This window comes from Streptomyces sp. NPDC005925, assembly GCF_040638805.1.
In the GTDB taxonomy this organism is placed as follows: Bacteria; Actinomycetota; Actinomycetes; order Streptomycetales; family Streptomycetaceae; genus Streptomyces.
The window spans coordinates 82,830-103,272 of the sequence record NZ_JBEXVL010000013.1 but is presented as its reverse complement, the minus strand read 5'-3'; the positions used below and the strand labels follow the sequence as shown (position 1 = coordinate 103,272).

The following is a 20,443-nucleotide window of genomic DNA, read 5'->3' as shown; positions in this document are numbered from 1 at the left end:
GTGTACGGGACGGGGGCTGGGGTGAGTGGTGGGTCGAGGCCGGTTGCGGCCTTCGGATGGACGATTGCTGTCACCTTCGCGCGGAAGAGCGGTCGCCGGACGACTGACTCACCGGTCGGGCGGCTGCGGCGGCCATGAGGGCCAGCAGGAGCGCGATCACGCCGACGACGATGTTGTTGACGATGGTCCTGGTCGTGCTGACGTCACCTGCCACAACCCAAGGCGCCAAGATCGTCCACACGCTGAGCGCGCAAGCGGCCCACGCCATGCTGTGCGACCGCTCGTATGCCCGGCCGAAGCCACCGCTCATGATCACGGCGTACGCGATGCCGACGATCAGATTGTTGACCGCCAAGGTGGAGAAATTGTTGAAACCCGCGATCCACGGTGAGGCCGCCAGGTACAGGCCTGTGATCAGGGCCATGGCCTCGACGGCCTGTGCCATGGGAGTAGTCGCGACACGCTCGGCCATCTCATGCCGATTGCGCATGGCAAGGATGTCGGGATGCGTTGCCATGTCCGATTGGGGCTGCGTCGCCATTCCGATACCTCCCGCTTTATAAGTTATGTGCATTACGTGAAGTCGAGTACCCCACGGGGACCGGGTAACCGTCGCTGAGCCGCCCGAGTCCGAGATGCTGCGGAGGCCAGGCGGGGCGCCGCCTCAACCGAGGGGCGGAGCCCGCCACCCGGTCGCCGGGCCGTCCGGGCCGTCCGAGGGGGACCGGCAACGACGAGTGACGACCACCGACGACAGGTGTCCCTGGCGACCGTCGCAGGTCAGGCGAAATCGATCTGCGACACTGGTACGGCCATGCCTAAGCCCGGAGAACTCACATTCGTCGCCCCGCGCGGAGCCAAGAAGCCGCCGCGGCACCTCGCCGACCTCACGCCCGCCGAGCGCAAGGAGGCCGTTGCCGCGATCGGTGAGAAGCCGTTTCGCGCCAAGCAGCTCTCGCAGCACTACTTCGCGCGGTACGCGCACGACCCGGAGCAGTGGACCGACATTCCGGCCGCCGCCCGCCCCAGGCTGCGGGACGCGCTGCTTCCCGAGCTGATGACGGTCGTACGGCATCTGTCGACCGACCAGGGGACCACCCGCAAGACGCTGTGGCGGCTGTTCGACGGGACGCTCGTCGAGTCGGTGCTGATGCGCTACCCGGACCGGGTCACCATGTGCATCAGTTCGCAGGCGGGGTGCGGGATGAACTGCCCGTTCTGCGCGACCGGGCAGGCCGGGCTGGACCGGAATCTGTCCACCGCCGAGATCGTCCACCAGATCGTGGACGGGATGCGGGCCCTCAGGGACGGAGAGGTGCCCGGGGGGCCGGCCCGGCTGAGCAACATCGTGTTCATGGGTATGGGCGAGCCCCTCGCCAACTACAACCGCGTAGTGGGGTCCATCCGGCGGCTCACCGATCCCGAGCCCGACGGGCTGGGGCTGTCGCAGCGCGGGATCACCGTGTCGACCGTCGGTCTCGTGCCGGCCATCCACCGGTTCGCCGACGAGGGCTTCACGTGCCGTCTCGCGATCTCGCTGCACGCCCCCGACGACGAACTGCGCGACACGCTCGTCCCCGTGAACACCCGCTGGAAGGTGCGCGAGGTCCTCGACGCCGGGTTCGAGTACACCGGGAAGTCGGGGCGGCGGCTGTCCATCGAGTACGCCCTCATCCGCGACATCAACGACCAGGCATGGCGTGGCGACCGCCTCGGACGGCTGCTCAAGGGCAGGCCCGTCCACGTCAACCTGATCCCGCTGAACCCGACGCCCGGCTCCCAGTGGACCGCGTCGCGGCCCGAGGACGAGAAGGCGTTCGTCGACGCGATCGCCGCGCACGGTGTGCCGGTGACGATCCGGGACACCCGTGGACAGGAGATCGACGGGGCGTGTGGTCAGCTCGCCGCCAGCGAGAGGTAATCTGACCGGCGTACGGACATCTTCATATTCCGACAGGGGAGCGCCACAGCGCTGAGAGTGCGGCACCGGCCGCAGACCCTCCGAACCTCGCCCAGGTCATTCTGGGTAGGGAGATCGGTCATCACTCGAGCTGTTGCGCCCTGCCCGCGAACCTCCGGGGTTCGCGGGCAGGGCCGCGTCTCTTCCTGGTCAACCCAGGAGGAATTCAGTGGGTATTTCCAGCACCACCAAGAAGCGGATCACTGTCCTTCTCGTCGGGCTCGGCATGGTCGGTGGCCTCGCCGGCTGCGGGTCGTCCGACGACGGGCAGGGTGCGGGCGGCGGGTCCACGACCGTCACGCTCGTCAGCCATGATTCGTGGGCCGTGTCCAAGGGCGTTCTCGCGGCCTTCGAGAAGGAGTCCGGGTACAAGGTCCGCGTCCTCAAGGACGGGGACGCCGGCGCCGCCGTCAACAAGGCGATCCTGACCAAGGACAACCCGCAGGGGGACGTCTTCTTCGGCGTCGACAACACCCTGCTGTCCCGCGCGCTCGACAACGGCCTGTTCCAGCCGTACGAGCCGGAGGGGGCCGGGAACATCAAGCCCGAGTACCGGGCCGACGAGAGCGAGCACCGGGTCACGGCCGTCGACACCGGGGATGTCTGCGTCAACTACGACAAGGCCTGGTTCGGCAAGCACAAGCTGAACCCGCCCGAGTCCTTCGACGATCTTGTCGCGCCGCGGTACAGGGATCTTCTCGTCACCTCGAACGCCGCCACCTCCTCGCCCGGGCTCGGATTCCTGCTCGGCACCGCCGCCAAGTACGGAGACGGAGGCTGGCAGGGGTACTGGAAGAAGCTCAGGGCCAACGGCGTGAAGGTGGTCGACGGCTGGGAGCAGGCCTACAACGAGGAGTTCTCCGGCTCGGCCGGCGGCCGGAAGGCCAGGGGCGACCGGCCGCTCGTCGTGTCGTACGCGTCCTCCCCGCCCGCCGAGGTCGTCTTCGCCGACCCCAAGCCGGACACCGCGCCGACCGGGGTCGCCCGGGGGACGTGCTTCCGGCAGGTCGAGTACGCGGGGCTGCTCAGCAACGCCCGGAACGGCGAGGGCGGCAAGGCGCTGCTCGACTTCCTGATCAGCAGGCGGTTCCAGGACGACATGCCGATGAACATGTTCGTCTACCCGGTGGTCGAGGGCGCCGCGGTGCCCGAGGAGTTCGTGAAGTACGGGCCGCAGGCCGCCTCTCCGCAGACCCTGGAACCCGCGAAGATCGCCGATCACCGTGACCAGTGGGTCAAGTCGTGGACCTCGCTCGTACTGAAGTAGCCGCCAGGCGGCGCGGGAACGCGGCGCGGCTCGGGCTGATGGCCGTGCCCGTCGCGTTCTTCGCGGTGTTCTTCGCCTACCCGGTCGCCGCGATCGTCGCGCGCGGCCTGAAGGCCGGCGGGTCGTGGCACCCCGGGCGGATCCTGGACGTGCTGGCGGATCCCGGCGTGCGGCACGTCCTGTGGTTCACCACCTGGCAGGCGCTCGTCTCCACGGCCCTCACGCTGCTGATCGCGTTGCCCGGCGCGTACGTCTTCGCGCGTTTCGCGTTCCGCGGCAAACAGGTCCTGCGGGCGCTCGTGACCGTGCCGTTCGTGCTGCCGACCGTCGTCGTCGGTACGGCGTTCCTGGCACTCGTCGGCCGCGGCGGGCTGCTGGACGAGCTGTGGGGCGTACGGCTGGACACCACCGTGTGGGCGATCCTGCTCGCCCACGTCTTCTTCAACTACGCCGTCGTCGTACGGACCGTCGGCGGGCTGTGGTCCCAGCTCGACCCGCGGCAGGAGGAGGCCGCGCGGATGCTGGGCGCCTCCCCGCTGCGGGCCTGGCGGCAGGTCACCCTGCCCGCGCTGGCGCCCGCCGTGGCCGCCGCCGCGCTCATGGTCTTCCTGTTCACCTTCACGTCGTTCGGTGTGGTCCAGATCCTCGGCGGGCCCACCTTCTCGACGCTGGAGGTCGAGATCTACCGGCAGACCTCGGAGATCTTCGATCTGTCCACGGCGGCCGTCCTGACGATGATCCAGTTCGCGGCCGTCGGCGCGATCCTCGCCCTGCACGCCCGGACCGTGCGGCGCCGGGAGACCGCGCTGCGGCTGGTCGACGCCTCGGTGACCGCGCGCCGGCCGCGCGGCACGGGCCAGTGGGCGCTGCTGGCCGGCGTCGTCGCGACGGTCGCCGTACTGCTGTTTCTGCCGCTCGCCGTGCTGGTACGGCGTTCCCTGGACGCGCCGCGACTCGGCTACTACCGGGCGCTGACCGACGACGGGGGAGTGTTCCTCGTGCCGCCGATCGAGGCCCTCGCCAATTCCCTCCAGTACGCCCTCGCCGCCACCGCCATCGCCGTGGTGATCGGCACGCTCGCCGCCACCGCGCTGACCAGACGGGACACCGGGGCGTTCGTACGCGGCTTCGACGCGCTGCTGATGCTGCCGCTCGGCGTGTCCGCCGTGACGGTCGGCTTCGGGTTCCTCATCGCTCTCGACGAGCCGCCGCTCGACCTGCGGGCCTCCTGGATCCTCGTGCCGCTCGCCCAGGCACTCGTCGGCGTCCCCTTCGTCGTACGGGCCATGCTGCCCGTGCTGCGCGCGGTGGACGTACGGCTGCGGGAGGCCGCCGCCGTGCTGGGGGCCTCCCCGTGGCGGGTGTGGCGTGAGGTGGACCTGCCGATGGTGCGGCGGGCGCTGCTGGTCGCGGCCGGGTTCGCGTTCGCGGTGTCGCTCGGCGAGTTCGGGGCGACGGTGTTCATCGCGCGGCCCGACAACCCGACGCTGCCGGTGGCCGTGGCGCGGCTGCTGGGGCGCCCCGGCGACCTCAACTACGGGCAGGCCATGGCCCTTTCGACGATGCTGATGGTCGTGTGCGCCGTGGCGCTGCTGGCGCTGGAGCGGCTGCGGACAGACCGGACCGGGGAGTTCTGATGCTGCTGAGCCTCGACGCCGCGACCGTACGCCTCGGCGGGCGGCCCGTCCTCGACGCGGTCGGCCTGGACGTCGCCGAGCACGAGATCGTGTGCGTCCTCGGGCCCAGCGGCAGCGGCAAGTCCACGTTGCTGCGTGCCGTCGCCGGGCTGCAGCCGCTGCACTCCGGGCGGGTGCTGCTGGACGGGCGGGACCAGGCCGGTGTGCCCGCGCACCAACGCGGGGTGGGTCTGATGTTCCAGGACCATCAGCTGTTCCCGCAGCGGGACGTCGGCGGCAACGTCGCCTTCGGGCTGCGTATGCACGGCGCGTCCAAGGAGGAACAGCGGGCGCGTGTGGCGGAGTTGCTCCACCTCGTCGGGCTGCCGGGGGCTGGGCGCCGGGCCGTCGCGGCGCTGTCCGGGGGTGAGCAGCAGCGGGTCGCGCTCGCCCGTGCCCTGGCGCCCCGGCCGCGCCTGCTGATGCTGGACGAGCCGCTCGGCCAGCTCGACCGGTCGCTGCGCGAGCGGCTCGTGGTCGAACTGCGGGAACTGTTCGGCCGGCTGGGCACCACCGTGCTCGCCGTGACCCACGACCAGGGCGAGGCGTTCGCCCTCGCCGACCGGGTCGTTGTCATGCGGGACGGACGGATCGCCCAGACGGGGACGCCGCTCGAGGTGTGGCAGCGGCCGGCCGACGCCTTCGTCGCCCGCTTCCTCGGGTTCGACAACGTCACGGACTGCACGGTGACCGGGGAGGCCGCGGACACGCCGTGGGGCAAGGTGCCCGTGTCCGGGGGCGCGCCGCAGGGCCCGCGCACACTGCTCGTACGGCCCGCCGGTGTGCGCCTGGTGGCCGCCGCCGAGGGCCTGCGCTGCACGGTGACCGCCCGCACCTTCCGGGGCACCCATGTCGCCGTACGGCTCCGGCCGGAGGACGCGCCGCGGCTGGAGGCGGCGTGTGCGCTGCGGGCGGCGCCGGAGGTCGGGGACGAGGTCGGGGTGGTGTTCGACGCGGCCGAGATTGTGGTCCTCGACGGGCCCGGAGCGGCGGGACGGGACAGGGACGCGGCTCCGGCGGCCGAACGCGGCACGCCCGGGCCGGGTACAGCCAAGCAGTAGACGCCCAGGCAGTGGACGGCCGAGCCGAGGACGGCCGAGCGGTAGGCGGCCGAGTCGTGGACGCCCCATCTGCCGCCCTGAGCAGTGGGCCACGCGGTGGGCGGCACCGCACGCAAACGGCCCGCCTCCGGGTATCCGGGGGCGGGCCGTCCGTGTGTCGCGCGGGGTGTCAGCCGTGGCTGTTCACCCCGCGGCGACTGTGGGGCGTCAGCTGTTGCTGTTCGCTCCGCGGCGGCGCAGGCCGAAGAAGACCGCGCCACCACCGACGGCGACCAGGGCCGCGGCGATGCCGGCGATCAGACCGGTGTTGGAGTCCGCACCGGTCTCGGCGAGGTTCGAGTCACCGGCGGGGGAGGGCGCGCTGTCCGCGGGCGGGGCGCTCTCCGACTCCGACTCGGACGGGGTCGGGGTGGCCGACTCCGCGGGCTTCGTCGGAGCGGGCTCCGTGGGAGTCGGCGTGGACTCCGTCTTGCAGGCGGTGTCCGGCGCGACGACGTTCGGCTTGATGTCCTCGTCGACGTACGAACCGGCCTTGACGTGGATGCGGTACTCGGCCTTCGGCTTCCACTCCTCCGAGAAGGAGATGGTGGCGCCGTCGCGCGAGCCCTTGACGACCTGCTCGCCGACCATCTTCGCGTCGGCACCGTTGCTCTGCAGGTACACGGTGATGGTGGCCGGAACGCCGGACGGGTCGACATCGGTGACGGTGATGACGCCCTTGTCGCCGTCGCACTTGGCGGCGGCGGAGAACTCACTGATGTTGCAGGCGAGCGCGTTGCCCGAAGCGGCGATCGCGAGTGCGGCCGACGCGGAGACAACGCCGAGTGCACGCACGGAGCGTGCAACGGTACGGCGGGATATGGACAGGACTGTCACTTTGGTCCTTCGCGTGATACGCAAATGCGGGGGGGTTGAGGGCGCAGTGATGAGACATCACCTCACCCATGAACCTCACTGGTTTATAAGTGCCGCATAAGCAGTGTCAACGCAGAAGTCGGCCAACCCCGTTGGCTTTGCCGTCTTATTAACCGCCCGGGCGTTTCAGCGGCGTCATCCCGCGATCGTGGACGGGTCCATCCACACGACCTCCCAGGTGTGGCCGTCCGGGTCGTCGAAGGCCCGGCCGTACATGAACCCGTGGTCCTGCGGCTCGCGGGGCTCCGTGCCGCCCGCGGCGAGCGCCTTCTCGACGAGTTCGTCGACCTTCTCGCGGCTCTCGGCGCTCAGGCAGAGCAGCACCTCGCTGGTCTTGCCGGCGTCCGCGATCTCCTTGGTGGTGAACGTCGAGTAGAACTCCTTCTTGAGCAGCATCGCCACGATCGTGTCGCTGATCACCACCGAGGCGGCGTTCTCGTCGCTGAACTGCGCGTTGATCGAATAGCCCAGCCCGGTGAAGAACCTCTTCGACGCGTCGAGGTCGTTCACCGGAAGGTTCACGAAAATCATCTGCTGGTACATGTGCGGTCTCTCCCTGATCGTCCCGGCGTCCCGGCCGTGCGGGCGTCCGGCCTTCCTCGTCCGTTCGAGGGGTAGACCGGGCGCGCCCGCGGAACTCATCGGCGCACCGGCGGCACTCTCCCGACCACACCGCGCACGGCGCCCCGTCTCACCGGGCCAGGGGCAGCGCGGCCAGCTCCGCGACCAGCAGCGTCGGCGGCAGGCAGGCGGCCAGGAGGGCTCCGGTGCGCAACTGGGCCGCACGGCGCAACGACGTCGCGGGCGCTCCGAGGCGGAGCAGCGCCTGCGTGGTCTCGGCGCGGGCCTGCTTGGCCTCCACGGCGGTGATCAGCAGGGTCGCCACCGTGCAGCCGGTCACGAGGACCGTGCCCAGGACGGTGAGCGGGCCCGGCCCGGGGTCGCGGGTGTCGTACAGCGCCGCCGAGGTGTACAGCGCGGCCGTCACCGCGCACACGACACCGAGGGGGCGGCCGAGGCGCGGGGCCTCCGCCATCAGCACCCGGCCCGCCAGGAGCCGTACGGCGCCCGGCCGGACCGCCTGGAGCAGCAGGCCGCACAGGTGGGTGAGGCCGGGACCGGCCAGCGCCAGGCCCATGACGCTCAGCACCAGGCCGGTCAGCGCGGTGACGGAACCGGATCCGAGTCCGCCGGGCAGGGCGAACCCGCCACCGTCCGCCGTGCGGCCCCCGTACGCCTCGACGGCCAGCCCGACGGCCACCACGGCGACGCCCCAGGGCAGACCGGCGGGAGCGGTGAGGGGGTCCTGGACGAGGGAGCCGGGAAGGACCGGAGCAGGGTCGGCGGGTGCGCCGTCCGGTGCCGTAGTGCCGGGAAGTGCCTCCGGGCCGGGAGCCGGGGCCGGGGTGGGCGGGCGGTCGGCGACCGCGATGCCGCCGTTGCCGTTCAGCACGGCCGTCCCGTGCGCACCGGTGGTCCCGGCCGACGCCACGGCCCCCGCCGTAGCCGTCCCCCCGTTCGTCTTGCCGCCGTCCTTCGCGCCCGCCTTCGCCGCGACACGTCCGTACGTCATGGACCACCGGTGGGCGCGTGCCGCCCGGCGCAGTGCCTCCTCCCGGTCGTCCCGCGGGCGCAGCAGCACGGCCACCGCGACGGACGCGGCGGCCGGGGTCAGGCAGAGCAGGGTCAGGGTCGCGGGGAACGGCAGCGGCCGGCCGGCCGCGAGGAACTCGGCGGCGCCGTCGAAGGGCATGCCGGTGACGTCGCCGCGCAGCTGGACGAAGAACAGCAGCGCCACCGTCGAACCCAGCGCGCAGGACAGGGCCGTGGTGGTCGCCGAGATCGCCATCATGCGGGCGGGGCCGAGGCCGATCGCCGACAGGCCGGGCCGGGGCCGGGTGCCCGGGTCGGTGCGGGCGACGGCCGCAGCGAGGTGCACGGTGGCGGCGAGCGGGGCCGCGCACCAGGCGAGCCGCGGCACGGCGTCCCCCGGCGGGTGGCTCAACGCGTGCCCGAGGGCGCACAGGAGCAGGAAGGCGGTGCCCGCCGACGCCGTCGCGACCAGCAGGCGGCGCAGCTGGACGGCCGGGCGGGAACCGCGGGTCAGACGGAGAGCGAGCACGCCGCCCGGCCTTCCGATTCGGGCGTCGGCGGCAGGTGCACGGTCCTCACGCGCCGTCCGTCCAGCAGCGGCACCGCGCGGTCGGCGAGCGCCACGGTGGCCGGGTCCTGGCTGGCGAGGACGACGGTGATGCCGTGCGAGCGGGCCGCCGTCGTCAGTGTGCGCAGTACGTGCGCGCGGTCGGCGTGGTGCAGGGGCGCGGTCGGCTCGTCGGCGAACAGCACGGTCGGCGAGAGGGCCAGCGCGCGGGCGATGCACACGCGCTGCCGCTGCGCCTGGCGCAGTTGGTGCGGCCGTTTACGGGTCACGTCGCCCACGTCGAGGCGCTCCAGCCACTCCAGGGCGGCCTTCTTGGCGAGCCGTCTGCCGGTGCCGCGCAGCATCAGCGGCAGGGCGGTGTTCTCCCACACGTTCAGCTCGGGGACGAGGGCCGGTGCCGGGTCGATCCAGCCGAACCGGTCGCGGCGCAGCCGTTCGCGGTGCAGCGGGGTCATGGTGTGCACGGGGATGCTGTTGAACCAGACCTCGCCGCGCGGGGCGGCCACCTGGCCCGACAGGCAGCGCAGGAGGCTGGTCTTGCCGCTGCCGCGCGGGCCGGCGACGGCGAGGATCTCGCCCTCCCGGACGCCGATGGAGACTCCTTGCAGCGCGGGCGAGCCGTCGTGGTGTGTCAGGTGCAGGGCGCGTGCCCAGAGCACGTCGTTGTCCGGCGGGGCCACCATGGGCGTACACCTCGGTTCAGATCAGAAATGCCGTGCGCGATTCGCGAAATCCCCCATCCGGGGGAACGAAGGCAGGGCCGATCGGTTACCGGCACGCTAGGCAGCCGAGCGGGTGCGGCCGGACAGCACACGGCCCGGGACACACCCTTCTCACTCGTACGGGTGTGCCCCGGGCCGGGCAATCGGCGCAGTCGCCGGGGCGGAGCGGGGTCGCGGCGGGGTCAGAGCTTCGTCCACGCCTCCGTGAGCGTCGCGCGCAGGATCTGCTCGATCTCGTCGAACGTCTCCTGGTCGGAGATGAGCGGCGGGGCGAGCTGGACGACCGGGTCGCCGCGGTCGTCGGCTCGGCAGTACAGGCCGTTCTCGAAGAGCTTCTTCGACAGGAAGCCGTACAGGACGCGCTCGGTCTCCTCCGGGTCGAAGGACTCCTTGGTGTTCTTGTCCTTCACCAGCTCGATGCCGTAGAAGAAGCCGTTGCCGCGGACGTCGCCGACGATCGGCAGGTCGTGCAGCTTCTCCAGGGTCGCGCGGAACGCGCCCTCGTTGTCGAGGACGTGCTGGTTGAGGCCCTCGCGCTCGAACAGGTCGAGGTTGGCCAGGCCCACCGCGGCGGAGACGGGGTGGCCGCCGAAGGTGTAGCCGTGGAGGAAGGTGTTGTCGCCCCGGTAGAACGGCTCGGCGAGGCGGTCGGAGACGATGCAGGCGCCGATCGGGGAGTAGCCCGAGGTCATGCCCTTGGCGCAGGTGATCATGTCCGGTACGTAGCCGAACTTGTCGCAGGCGAACATCGTGCCGAGGCGGCCGAAGGCGCAGATGACCTCGTCCGAGACGAGCAGCACGTCGTACTGGTCGCAGATCTCGCGCACCCGCTGGAAGTAGCCGGGCGGGGGCGGGAAGCAGCCGCCCGCGTTCTGCACGGGCTCCAGGAAGACCGCGGCGACCGTGTCGGGGCCCTCGAAGAGGATCTGCTGCTCGATCTGGTCGGCGGCCCAGCGGCCGAAGGCCTCCGGGTCGTCGCCGTGGAGGGGGGCGCGGTAGAAGTTCGTGTTGGGGACCTTGCGGGCGCCCGGCACCAGCGGCTCGAAGGGGGCCTTCAGCGCGGGCAGGCCGGTGATGGACAGCGCGCCCTGCGGGGTGCCGTGGTAGGCGACCGCGCGGGAGATCACCTTGTACTTGGTGGGCTTGCCGGTGAGCTTGAAGTACTGCTTGGCGAGCTTCCAGGCGGTCTCCACCGCCTCGCCGCCGCCGGTCGTGAAGAAGACCTTGTTCAGGTCGCCCGGCGCGTGACCGGCGAGCCGCTCCGCGAGTTCCACGGCCTTGGGGTGGGCGTAGGACCACACCGGGAAGAAGGCCAGCTCCTGGGCCTGCTTGAAGGCGGCCTCGGCGAGCTCGACGCGGCCGTGCCCGGCCTGCACCACGAACAGGCCGGCGAGACCGTCGAGGTAGCGCTTGCCCTTGTCGTCGTAGACGTGTGTGCCCTCGCCCCGGACGATCGTGGGGACGGGGGCGTTCTCGTACGTGGACATGCGGGTGAAGTGCATCCACAGGTGGTCGTACGCGGACTTGCTGAGGTCCTTGGGGGTGTCGGTGCTCACGATTATCGGGTTCCCCACATGTAGGTCTGCTTCTTGAGCTTGAGGTAGACGAAGCTCTCGGTGGAGCGCACTCCGGGCACGGCCCGGATGCGTGTGTTGATCACCTCCAGGAGGTGGTCGTCGTCCTCGCAGACGATCTCCACCATCAGGTCGAAGGAGCCCGCGGTCATCACCACGTACTCGCATTCCGACATGGCGGTCAGCGCGTCGGCCACGGACTCCACGTCGCCCTCCACGTTGACCCCGACCATCGCCTGCCGGCGAAAGCCCACCGTCAGCGGGTCGGTGACGGCGACGATCTGCATCACGCCCTGGTCGAGCAGCTTCTGGACGCGCTGGCGCACGGCCGCCTCGGACAGGCCCACGGCCTTGCCGATCGCGGCGTAGGGCCGGCGGCCGTCCTCCTGGAGCTGCTCGACGATGGCGAGGGAGACGGCGTCCAACTGGGCTCCGCCGTTCCGGTAGCGACCGGAGTCCTTCTCGGCTCGCTGGTCCCTCTGGTCTGCGCTTCGACTGGCCACGCCGTCACTGTGCACGACGTCTCGACAGTTTCGCAAGCCCCGATCAATGAAATCCGTTGTTTATGGCTGTGTGGCGTGCGGATTTCGCAGCGACGGCTGGGCCGGGGGTGTTGAAAACGTCGGGAGACGGATTAGGGTGGGTGTCTCAGAGAATGGACACCCTGACACCCCCACCAGGAGCACCAGGAGGGCCTGCAGTGAGCACCGAGCTGCGACGTCTGCGCAACTACATCGACGGTGAGTTCCGGGACGCCGCCGACGGACGGACCACCGAAGTGGTCAACCCGGCGACCGGCGAGGCGTACGCGACCGCTCCGCTGTCCGGTGAGCCGGACGTCGACGCCGCCATGGCCGCCGCCGCGGCGGCGTTCCCGGGCTGGCGCGACACCACCCCGGCCGAGCGTCAGAAGGCCCTGCTGAAGATCGCCGACGCGTTCGAGGAGCGGGCCGAGGAGCTCATCGCGGCCGAGGTGGAGAACACGGGCAAGCCCATCGGGCTGACCCGCTCCGAGGAGATCCCGCCGATGGTGGACCAGATCCGCTTCTTCGCGGGCGCGGCACGGATGCTGGAGGGCCGCTCGGCCGGCGAGTACATGGAGGGCCTGACCTCCATCGTCCGCCGTGAGCCGATCGGGGTCTGCGCGCAGGTCGCGCCGTGGAACTACCCGATGATGATGGCCGTATGGAAGTTCGCCCCCGCGCTCGCCGCGGGCAACACGGTCGTGCTGAAGCCGTCGGACACCACCCCCGCCTCCACGGTCCTGATGGCCGAGATCATCGGCTCGATCGTGCCCAAGGGCGTCTTCAACGTCCTCTGCGGCGACCGCGAGACCGGCCGCGCGATGGTGGAGCACCCGACCCCGGCGATGGCGTCCATCACCGGTTCCGTGCGCGCCGGCATGCAGGTCGCCGAGTCCGCGTCGAAGGACGTCAAGCGCGTCCACCTGGAGCTGGGAGGCAAGGCGCCGGTCGTCGTCTTCGAGGACACCGACATCGCCAAGGCCGTCGAGGACATCTCCGTGGCGGGCTTCTTCAACGCCGGCCAGGACTGCACGGCGGCCACGCGCGTGCTGGTCCACGAGTCGATCCACGACGAGTTCGTGTCCGCGCTGGCCAAGGCCGCGTCCGAGACGAAGACCGGCATGCCGGACGACGAGGACGTGCTCTACGGCCCGCTGAACAACCCCCAGCAGCTCGCCCAGGTCGAGGGCTTCATCAACCGGCTGCCCGCGCACGCCAAGGTCGAGGCGGGCGGCGCGCGCGTCGGCGACAAGGGCTACTTCTACGCGCCGACCGTCGTCTCCGGCCTCAAGCAGGACGACGAGATCATCCAGAAGGAGGTCTTCGGCCCGGTCATCACCGTCCAGTCCTTCACCGACGAGGACCAGGCCGTGCAGCACGCGAACGGTGTCGAGTACGCCCTGGCCTCCTCCGTGTGGACCAGGGACCACGGCCGCGCCATGCGGATGTCGAAGAAGCTCGACTTCGGCTGCGTGTGGATCAACACCCACATTCCACTGGTCGCCGAGATGCCGCACGGCGGCTTCAAGAAGTCCGGCTACGGCAAGGACCTGTCGGCGTACGGCTTCGACGACTACACGCGGGTGAAGCACGTGATGACGTCGCTGGACGCGTGAGGCGGGTGCGCGGGCCGGACGCGTAGTCCGGACGTGCCGGTGCGGCCCCGTACGGGAGGTGTCCCGTACGGGGCCGTCCTCGTGCCGGAGCGCGCCGAGGCCGTCAGCGGTTGAACGCCGGGAAGGCGAAGCGGGAGGCGATGGCGAGGCCGTCCCCGCGCGCGTCGGTGGAGTTGACGGAGTAGACGACCGTGCGGGACAGGTCCCGGGTGGCCGCGACGACCGTGTGGTAGCCGGGACGGGAGCCCGTCTTGCCCCAGATCTCCTTGCCGTTCAGCTCGAACCGCTCCAGCGCCGCGGCCATGGTGGCGCCGGGCAGATCCGGCACGGTGAACATCTCCCGCAGCTGCGGCTCCGGCACCACACGGCCCCGGAACAGCGCCCTGAGCAGCCGTTCCAGGTCGGCGGTCGTGGAGATCAGGTCCCCGGCGGCCCACCGGTCCGACATGTTCCAGTCCGTCACGTCCGTGAGCCGGCCGTCGATCACCTCGTAACCGCGGTTGTGCGGGCCGTGGATGCGCGGATCGGGGCCCGCCGGGAACGACGTGTGCCGCATGCCGGCCGGCCGGAAGATCCGTACGGCGGCCTGATGCGCGTACGAGTCCCCGGTGACCTTCTCGATCAGCATGCCGAGCACGGTGTAGTGGATGTTGCCGTAGTGCTGCTCCGCGCCGGGCGCATGGCCCGGGCCCTTGGCGACGGACTCGGCGACGACCGCCTCCGGAGTCAGCGTCTCGAAGCGGTGCGGATACATCGACGCGGTGGTGTCCCCGAGCGACGCGCCCGGCCGCAGGCCACTGGTGAAGTTCAGCAACTGCCGTACGGTGATCGGCCCGAAGTCCTCCGTGAGCAGGCCCGGCAGGTACCGCTGCACGGTGCCGTCCAGGGAGATCCGTCCCTCGGCGGCGAGTTGCAGCACGAGTGCCGCGGTCACGATCTTCGTCGTCGAACCGGCGCGGAACCGGGCGTTCGCCAACGCGGGCGCGCCCGACACCAGATCCCGCACGCCGGCGACGCCGTACCAGCTGCCCCTGCCGCCCACCCGGACCAGCGCGGCGGTCGCGTCCCGGTCGGGAAGCCCGGCGACGGCGGCGCACAGCGCCTCGACGTCCGGGCCGTCCGCCGGCACGGCGGCGGGTCCGAGGGGCGTGACGCAGGACGACGGCGGCCGCGCGGCGGCGGTGCCGGCGAGGGGGAGGGCGGTCAGGCCCACCGTGAGCGCGGTCGCCAGGGCGACGACGGTCGGACGGACGTGCATGGGCGTGCTCCTCGGACGATCGGTGACGGGACGTGATCATCCTCGGCGGGTACGGGGCCGTCCCGGATCGTCGGCAGGGAGGGTGCCGTCCCCCGCCCGGCCCCCAGTCACCTGCCGTTGTGCACCGGGTCGTTGTGGGTGACTTCCCCTAAGGGGAGGGGCACGGGGACGGGGTCCGGGCCGGGGGTGTCCCGGTCGCCCGCAGGGCGTGGAGCGTGTCGACGCGGTTGGTCGTGATCGAGTCCACGCCCAGGGCCAGCAGGCGGCGCATCGCACGGCGGGTGTCCGGGGTCCAGGCGGAGAGCAGGTAGCCGTCGCGGTGGACGCGCTCGGCGAGGTCCCGGGTCAGCAGAGTGAAGCGGTAGTTGAGCCAGCGGGGCCCCACCGCCTCCAGGACCGCGGGGCGCGGCGGTGCCAGCGTCGTCCACGTCAGGGCGATCTCCGCCTTCGGGTCGGCCGCCCGCACCGCGAGCATGGCGCGGGCGCCCGCGCAGTAGTACACCCGGTCCGCCGCCCCGCACTGCCGTACGGCGTCCACGATCCGTCGGGCCGCGCGCACGTCGGGGGCGCCGGGCAGGTCCAGCATCACCCGGTGCCCCCCGGTCGCCGCCAGCGCGTCCGCCAGCGTCGGCACGTCCCCTCCGGTCAGGTCGCGCACCTCGTCCGCCGACAGCGACAGCAGCGGCCGGTCGTGCTCCCACAGACGCTTCAGCGTGTCGTCGTGCAGCAGCACGGGCACGCCGTCCCGGGTGAGCCGTACGTCGACCTCCACGGCGTCCGCGCCCCGGGCGAGGGCGGATCGCAGGGAGGCGATCGTGTTCTCCCGGACGCGGTAGGGGTCGCCGCGGTGGGCCACTGCCGTCACGTGATGCATGTAATTCCTCGGTGCGGGATCAGCGGGATCAGCGGGATCGGCACGTCGGCGCGGGGCGGCGGCCGGACGGCTCAGGAGGCGAGCCAGGTGGCCGTGTACGCGTCGATCTCGGCCGCCAGGCGTGCCTGGCCCGTCTCGTCCAGGAAGGACGCCTCGACCGCGTTCTTCGCGAGGCCGGCGAGGCCCCGCTCGTCCAGGTCGAGCAGCCGGGCGGCGACCGCGTACTCGTTGTTCAGGTCGGTGCCGAACATCGGCGGGTCGTCGGAGTTGATCGTGACGAGGACACCGGCCCGCGTGAACTCCTTGACCGGGTGCTCGTCCAGCGTGCGGACCGCGCGCGTGGCGATGTTCGAGGTGGGGCAGACCTCCAGCGCGATGCGGTGCTCGGCGAGGTGCGCGAGCAGCTTCGGGTCCTGGGCGGCGCTGGTGCCGTGCCCGATGCGCTCCGCACGCAGATGCGTCAGCGCGTCCCACACCGTCTCGGGGCCGGTGGTCTCGCCGGCGTGCGGCACCGAGTGCAGCCCGGCGTCGATGGCGCGGTCGAAGTACGGCTTGAACTGCGGGCGCGGCACGCCGATCTCGGGCCCGCCGAGCCCGAACGACACCAGGCCCTCCGGGCGCAGCCGGTCGTCCGTGGCGAGCCGCGCCGTCACCTCGGCCGACTCCAGACCCGCCTCGCCGGGAATGTCGAAGCACCAGCGCAGCACGGTCCCGAACTCCGCCTCGGCCGCCTTGCGCGCGTCCTCGATGGCCGCCATGAACGCCCGCTCGTCGATGCCGCGGCGCACCGAGGAGAACGGCGTGATCGTCAGCTCCGCGTACCGCACCTGCTGGCGGGCCAGCTCCCGCGCCACCTCGTACGTCAGCAGCCGCACGTCGTCCGGGGTGCGGATCAGGTCCACGACCGACAGGTACACCTGGATGAAGTGCGCGAAGTCCGTGAACGTGAAGTACTCGGCCAGGGCCTCCGGGTCGGTGGGAACCTTCGAGTCGGGGTGGCGGCCCGCCAGCTCCGCGACGATCCGGGGAGAGGCGGAACCGACGTGGTGCACGTGCAGTTCGGCCTTGGGCAGCCCGGCGATGAAAGCGCGCAGGTCGCGCGGGACGCAGGGCTCGACGAGATGCTCGGTCAAGGGTTCCTCCCCGGGAACGGCGCCCCGGGCCGGGGTACGGCTGCGGCGGGGCGCGGGTGATCGGCTGATCGGTGACTCGGATTATCGTAGGCCGGTCGTCGGGCGGTCATCAGCCCGGTCCTCGTGGGCCCGAGGCCGGGGCCGTGGTGTGCGGGGGTGGGCCGTAGCATGACAGGACGGTCGACAGAGGGGGGCCCGGGCATGCCCGACGACGCGCAGCAGCCGGCATCCGACGGGGAAGCGGCGGGCCGGACGGATCCTCGGGCGGCGGTGACGGGGGAGAGTGCGCCGGGCCGGGGCACGCCGGGCCAGGGGCCCGGGCCGGCCTCGGAGCAAGAGGCGGGGCCCGGGACCACGGTGGCGTCCGGGGAGGCGCCGGCCTGGCCCGCCGCGTCGGCCTGGCCCGCCGCGCCGCCCGTGACCTCCGCGCCCTCCGTGCACGACCAGCAGACGATCACCTCGTTGCCCGCCATGGGGGACGGGAGTGTTCCGCCGTCGCCCGCGCCGCTCCCGTCGCCCCCGGCCACTCCCCACGCGCCCTGGGCAACGCCCGCCGCGCCGCCGCAGGTTTCCGGGGGCGGAGCCCCGGCCGCGTACGGCGGGGCCCATGCCGCGCCGCCGTACCCCGGTGGTGGCGCCGTCCCTCCCTTCGCGCCGCCGTACCCCGGTGGTGGCGCCCCGCATGCCTTCGCGCCGCCGGCCGAGCCCGTTCCGCCGCCGCCGATCGCGCCCGACGGGCCCGGGCAGGTGCCCTACGGCTACCCGGGCGGGTACGGCTACCCCGGGGCCGCCGGGCCGGGCGCCGGCCCGGCCACCGGGTACGGCACGAGCGGGCAGCAGGGGTACTACGGGTGGGGTGCGGCGCCGCTGCCCAGCAACGGGCCGGGGACGGCCGGGCTGGTGCTGGGGATCGTCTCGGCGGTCATGTTCTGCCTGTGGCCCGCGGCGATCGTGGTGGGTGCGCTGGCCGTGATCTTCGGGGGAGTGGGGCGGGCGAAGTCTTCGCGGGGTGAGGCCACGAATGGCGGGCAGGCGCTGGCCGGGATCATCTGCGGGAGCGCGGGGATCGTGCTGGGGGCCGGGTTCGGGTTGATCGTGCTGCTGACGTAAAGCGGTCCGCAGCGGTTCCTCAGCGGCGTTCAGGGTTCGGCGTTCGCGCCCGCCGCCTGTTGCCGGTCCCGTCCCGGAGGGCTGTGCCCCGGCCCCCCTCCGCCCCGCCCCCTGCCCGAGGGCACTCGTCATGCGAGCCGGACGGGTTTGATCCACGGCCCGGGTTACGGCCGGGAAGCCAGCCGTGCCCGCGCCTCCATCAGCGCGAACCCCAGCAGGTTCGGGCCTTGCCACCGCTCCGGGTCCGTCGCCGCCTCGTCGTCCGCCGCCAGGCCGATCCCCCACACCCGGTCCACCGGGCTCGCCTCCACCAGGACCCGGTCCCCGGTGCTCAGCAGGAACTCGCGCAGGTCGGCGTGGGCCGAGAACTTGTGGAAGCTGCCCTCCACCACCAGGGCGAACCGCTCGCGCTCCCAGGTGGCCTCGTCGAAGTCGCGGACCAGGCGACCCGCCTTCTTGGCCTGTGCCGGGTGCTGCGCGGCCAGGACGCGCCGCTCCGCCTCCGCGTCGCCGAACAGGCGGGCCTTGCCGGCCATCATCCAGTGCTCGGCCGTCCCGTACGCCACCCCGTCCACCGTGAAGGCCGACGGCCACCACTGGCTGAGGCAGCTCGGGCCGACGCGGCCGTCCGGGCGTGGCCGGTGGCCCCAGAAGTGCAGATACGTGACCCGCGCCCCGGCGCGGACTTCCCTGATCAGGGTGTCCTGCGAAGTGATCGTCCCGGTGGATTCCGCCATGCAGGGGAGTGTGGCACGCACCACTGACAACACGCCCGGACTTTTCCGTTGTGACTCGACGCCAAGTCGACAGATTTCGTCGCGTAACCAAAAGGCAACAACGGAATCACTTGTTGGCATGGCATCGCTCTGTCAGGATCGGCACTCAAATCGAGCCTGAGCCACGCCGGCCCCCTCGGGGACACGGAGGAGAGCGACATGCACGAGCCGGGCAGCGCCCCCTCGCAGACCCCGGACACCGCGGGCGTCCGGGACACCCGGGAAGCCACCGCGGCGGCGGACGGTGCCACCGACGCCCCCGGCCGGTTCCCGGCGCGGGAGCGTCTCGCGGCCGGGGCGCAGTTCGTCGCGGGCCGGCTCACGCGCGGCACGTCGGGCCGTACGCACGCGGTGGTCGATCCGTCGAGCGGCGCGGAGGTGTACCGCTACGAGCTCGCCGGCACCGACGACGTGGACGCCGCCGTCGCCGCGGCCCGTGCCGCGTTTCCGGGCTGGGCCGGTGCCACGCCCGGCGAGCGCTCCGACGCGCTGCACCGGTTCGCCGCCGTGCTCGCCGGCCGTGCCGAGGACTTCGCCCGCGCCGAGTCCCTCCAGTGCGGCAAGCCGCTGAAGCTGACCCGTGAGTTCGACGTGCCGGGCACCGTCGACAACATCGCGTTCTTCGCGGGCGCCGCCCGGCACCTGCAGGGGCAGTCGGCCGGTGAGTACTCCGGCGACCACACCTCGTACGTGCGGCGCGAGCCCATCGGCGTCGTCGGTTCGATCGCGCCCTGGAACTACCCCCTGCAGATGGCCGCCTGGAAGATCCTCCCGGCGATCGCCGCGGGCAACACGATCGTGCTCAAGCCCGCCGAGCTCACCCCGCTGACCTCGCTGCTGTTCGCGCAGGCCGCCACCGACGCCGGCATCCCGGACGGGGTCGTCAACATCGTCACCGGGACGGGCGCGGAGGCCGGGGAGCGCCTCGTCTCCCATCCCGGCGTCGCCATGACCTCCTTCACCGGCTCCACCGCCGTGGGCCGGCGCGTCGCCGAGCTGGCCACCGCCACCGTCAAACGCATCCACCTGGAACTCGGCGGCAAGGCGCCGTTCGTGGTGTTCGACGACGCCGACCTCGAGGCCGCCGCCCACGGCGCCGTCGCGGGGTCGCTCATCAACTCGGGGCAGGACTGCACGGCCGCCACGCGCGCGTATGTGCAGCGCCCGCTGTACGACGCGTTCGTGGACCGTACGGCCGCGCTCATGGAGACCGTCCGGCTCGGTGATCCCTTCGCGCCCGGCACCGACCTCGGGCCGCTGATCTCGCACGCCCAGCGCGACCGGGTCGCCGCCTTCGTGGAGCGTGCGCGGGCCCACGCGCGCGTCGTGACCGGCGGTGAGGCACCGCGGGGGGCGCTGGAGAGCGGCGCGTACTACCGGCCCACGCTGATCGCCGGCGCCGCCCAGGACAGTGAGATCGTGCAGTCCGAGATCTTCGGGCCGGTCCTCGTCGTGCTGCCCTTCGACACGGACGACGAGGGGATCGCCCTCGCCAACGACACCCCGTACGGACTGGCCGCCTCCGCGTGGAGCCGGGACGTCTACCGGGCGAACCGCGCCACCCGCGAGATCACAGCGGGCTGTGTGTGGATCAACGACCACATTCCGATCATCAGCGAGATGCCGCACGGCGGTTACCGGGCGTCCGGCTTCGGCAAGGACATGTCCGCGTACTCGTTCGAGGAGTACACGCAGATCAAGCACGTCATGTTCGACAACACGGCGGTCGCCGCGAAGGACTGGCACCGCACCGTCTTCGGGGACCGCTAGCAGCCAGGCCGCCCACCACGGCCGTCCGACCTCCCGAAAGGGCACC

Annotated in this window: 17 protein-coding genes, 1 pseudogene and 1 riboswitch; of the genes and pseudogenes, 7 read left to right on the top strand and 11 right to left on the bottom strand. The window is 72.0% G+C overall.

The features are described 5' to 3' along the window. Positions 1-70 precede the first annotated feature (70 nt). Positions 71-541, bottom strand: coding sequence for an SPW repeat protein (locus tag ABZ354_RS17665; protein ID WP_358657638.1), 471 nt, complete (start codon positions 539-541; stop codon positions 71-73). 273 nt (positions 542-814) lie between these two features. On the opposite strand from ABZ354_RS17665, the gene rlmN reads away from it, so the two are divergent. From rlmN to ABZ354_RS17645, 4 genes and pseudogenes are all read left to right on the top strand, one after another. Beyond that, on the top strand, positions 815-1,921 hold the full coding sequence (rlmN, locus tag ABZ354_RS17660) for a 23S rRNA (adenine(2503)-C(2))-methyltransferase RlmN (protein WP_358657636.1): 1,107 nt from the start codon (positions 815-817) through the stop codon (positions 1,919-1,921). A gap of 24 nt (positions 1,922-1,945) precedes the next feature. Further along, a riboswitch (TPP riboswitch) is annotated at positions 1,946-2,051 on the top strand. Between the two features lie 135 nt (positions 2,052-2,186). Continuing rightward, a complete protein-coding gene (locus ABZ354_RS17655; RefSeq protein ID WP_358657764.1) occupies positions 2,187-3,227 on the top strand; it encodes a thiamine ABC transporter substrate-binding protein in 1,041 nt (346 codons plus the stop codon). Further along, on the top strand, positions 3,203-4,864 hold the full coding sequence (locus ABZ354_RS17650) for an iron ABC transporter permease (protein ID WP_358657634.1): 1,662 nt from the start codon (positions 3,203-3,205) through the stop codon (positions 4,862-4,864). The genes ABZ354_RS17655 and ABZ354_RS17650 overlap by 25 nt, the downstream gene beginning before the upstream one ends. Then, positions 4,864-5,877, top strand: a pseudogene (locus tag ABZ354_RS17645) (ABC transporter ATP-binding protein); the annotation flags it as partial. The gene ABZ354_RS17650 and the pseudogene ABZ354_RS17645, both read left to right, overlap by 1 nt. A 294-nt stretch (positions 5,878-6,171) precedes the next feature. Here ABZ354_RS17645 and ABZ354_RS17640 read toward each other — a convergent pair. From ABZ354_RS17640 to ABZ354_RS17615, 6 genes are all read right to left on the bottom strand, one after another. Continuing rightward, positions 6,172-6,840, bottom strand: coding sequence for an LAETG motif-containing sortase-dependent surface protein (locus ABZ354_RS17640; RefSeq protein ID WP_358657632.1), 669 nt, complete (start codon positions 6,838-6,840; stop codon positions 6,172-6,174). A gap of 174 nt (positions 6,841-7,014) precedes the next feature. After that, on the bottom strand, positions 7,015-7,422 hold the full coding sequence (locus tag ABZ354_RS17635) for a VOC family protein (protein WP_358657631.1): 408 nt from the start codon (positions 7,420-7,422) through the stop codon (positions 7,015-7,017). A 148-nt stretch (positions 7,423-7,570) separates the two neighbouring features. Then, positions 7,571-9,001, bottom strand: a complete 1,431-nt coding sequence (locus tag ABZ354_RS17630; protein ID WP_358657629.1) for a hypothetical protein — start codon at positions 8,999-9,001, stop codon at positions 7,571-7,573. Next, positions 8,983-9,723, bottom strand: a complete 741-nt coding sequence (locus tag ABZ354_RS17625) for an ATP-binding cassette domain-containing protein (RefSeq protein WP_358657627.1) — start codon at positions 9,721-9,723, stop codon at positions 8,983-8,985. Before ABZ354_RS17625 ends, ABZ354_RS17630 begins: the two co-directional genes overlap by 19 nt. 221 nt (positions 9,724-9,944) lie before the next feature. Further along, positions 9,945-11,318: an aspartate aminotransferase family protein gene (locus ABZ354_RS17620; RefSeq protein WP_358657626.1), complete on the bottom strand. Its 1,374-nt coding sequence runs from the start codon at positions 11,316-11,318 to the stop codon at positions 9,945-9,947. A gap of 2 nt (positions 11,319-11,320) precedes the next feature. Next, complete coding sequence (locus ABZ354_RS17615; RefSeq protein WP_358657624.1) at positions 11,321-11,854, bottom strand: Lrp/AsnC family transcriptional regulator; 534 nt, start codon at positions 11,852-11,854, stop codon at positions 11,321-11,323. Between the two features lie 182 nt (positions 11,855-12,036). On the opposite strand from ABZ354_RS17615, the gene ABZ354_RS17610 reads away from it, so the two are divergent. Beyond that, on the top strand, positions 12,037-13,476 hold the full coding sequence (locus tag ABZ354_RS17610) for a gamma-aminobutyraldehyde dehydrogenase (protein WP_358657622.1): 1,440 nt from the start codon (positions 12,037-12,039) through the stop codon (positions 13,474-13,476). A gap of 103 nt (positions 13,477-13,579) precedes the next feature. Here the strand turns inward: ABZ354_RS17610 and ABZ354_RS17605 are convergent, their stop codons facing one another. The 3 genes from ABZ354_RS17605 to ABZ354_RS17595 form a co-directional block, all read right to left on the bottom strand. After that, positions 13,580-14,734, bottom strand: a complete 1,155-nt coding sequence (locus tag ABZ354_RS17605; protein ID WP_358657620.1) for a serine hydrolase domain-containing protein — start codon at positions 14,732-14,734, stop codon at positions 13,580-13,582. Between the two features lie 148 nt (positions 14,735-14,882). Continuing rightward, entirely contained in the window at positions 14,883-15,608 is a 726-nt protein-coding gene (locus tag ABZ354_RS17600) for a glycerophosphodiester phosphodiesterase (RefSeq protein WP_358657618.1), read from the bottom strand. Positions 15,609-15,679: 71 nt separating this feature from the next. Continuing rightward, positions 15,680-16,741, bottom strand: a complete 1,062-nt coding sequence (locus tag ABZ354_RS17595; RefSeq protein WP_358657616.1) for an adenosine deaminase — start codon at positions 16,739-16,741, stop codon at positions 15,680-15,682. 357 nt (positions 16,742-17,098) lie between these two features. On the opposite strand from ABZ354_RS17595, the gene ABZ354_RS17590 reads away from it, so the two are divergent. Further along, on the top strand, positions 17,099-17,851 hold the full coding sequence (locus ABZ354_RS17590; protein WP_358657614.1) for a DUF4190 domain-containing protein: 753 nt from the start codon (positions 17,099-17,101) through the stop codon (positions 17,849-17,851). Between the two features lie 164 nt (positions 17,852-18,015). On the opposite strand, the gene ABZ354_RS17585 is transcribed toward ABZ354_RS17590, so the two are convergent. Further along, a complete protein-coding gene (locus tag ABZ354_RS17585) occupies positions 18,016-18,588 on the bottom strand; it encodes an NADAR family protein (protein ID WP_358657612.1) in 573 nt (190 codons plus the stop codon). 198 nt (positions 18,589-18,786) lie between these two features. Here ABZ354_RS17585 and ABZ354_RS17580 point away from each other — a divergent pair, with 198 nt between their 5' ends. Then, positions 18,787-20,397 (top strand): gamma-aminobutyraldehyde dehydrogenase, encoded by a 1,611-nt coding sequence (locus tag ABZ354_RS17580; RefSeq protein ID WP_358657610.1) that lies wholly within the window; start codon positions 18,787-18,789, stop codon positions 20,395-20,397. The last annotated feature ends 46 nt before the right edge of the window (positions 20,398-20,443 follow it).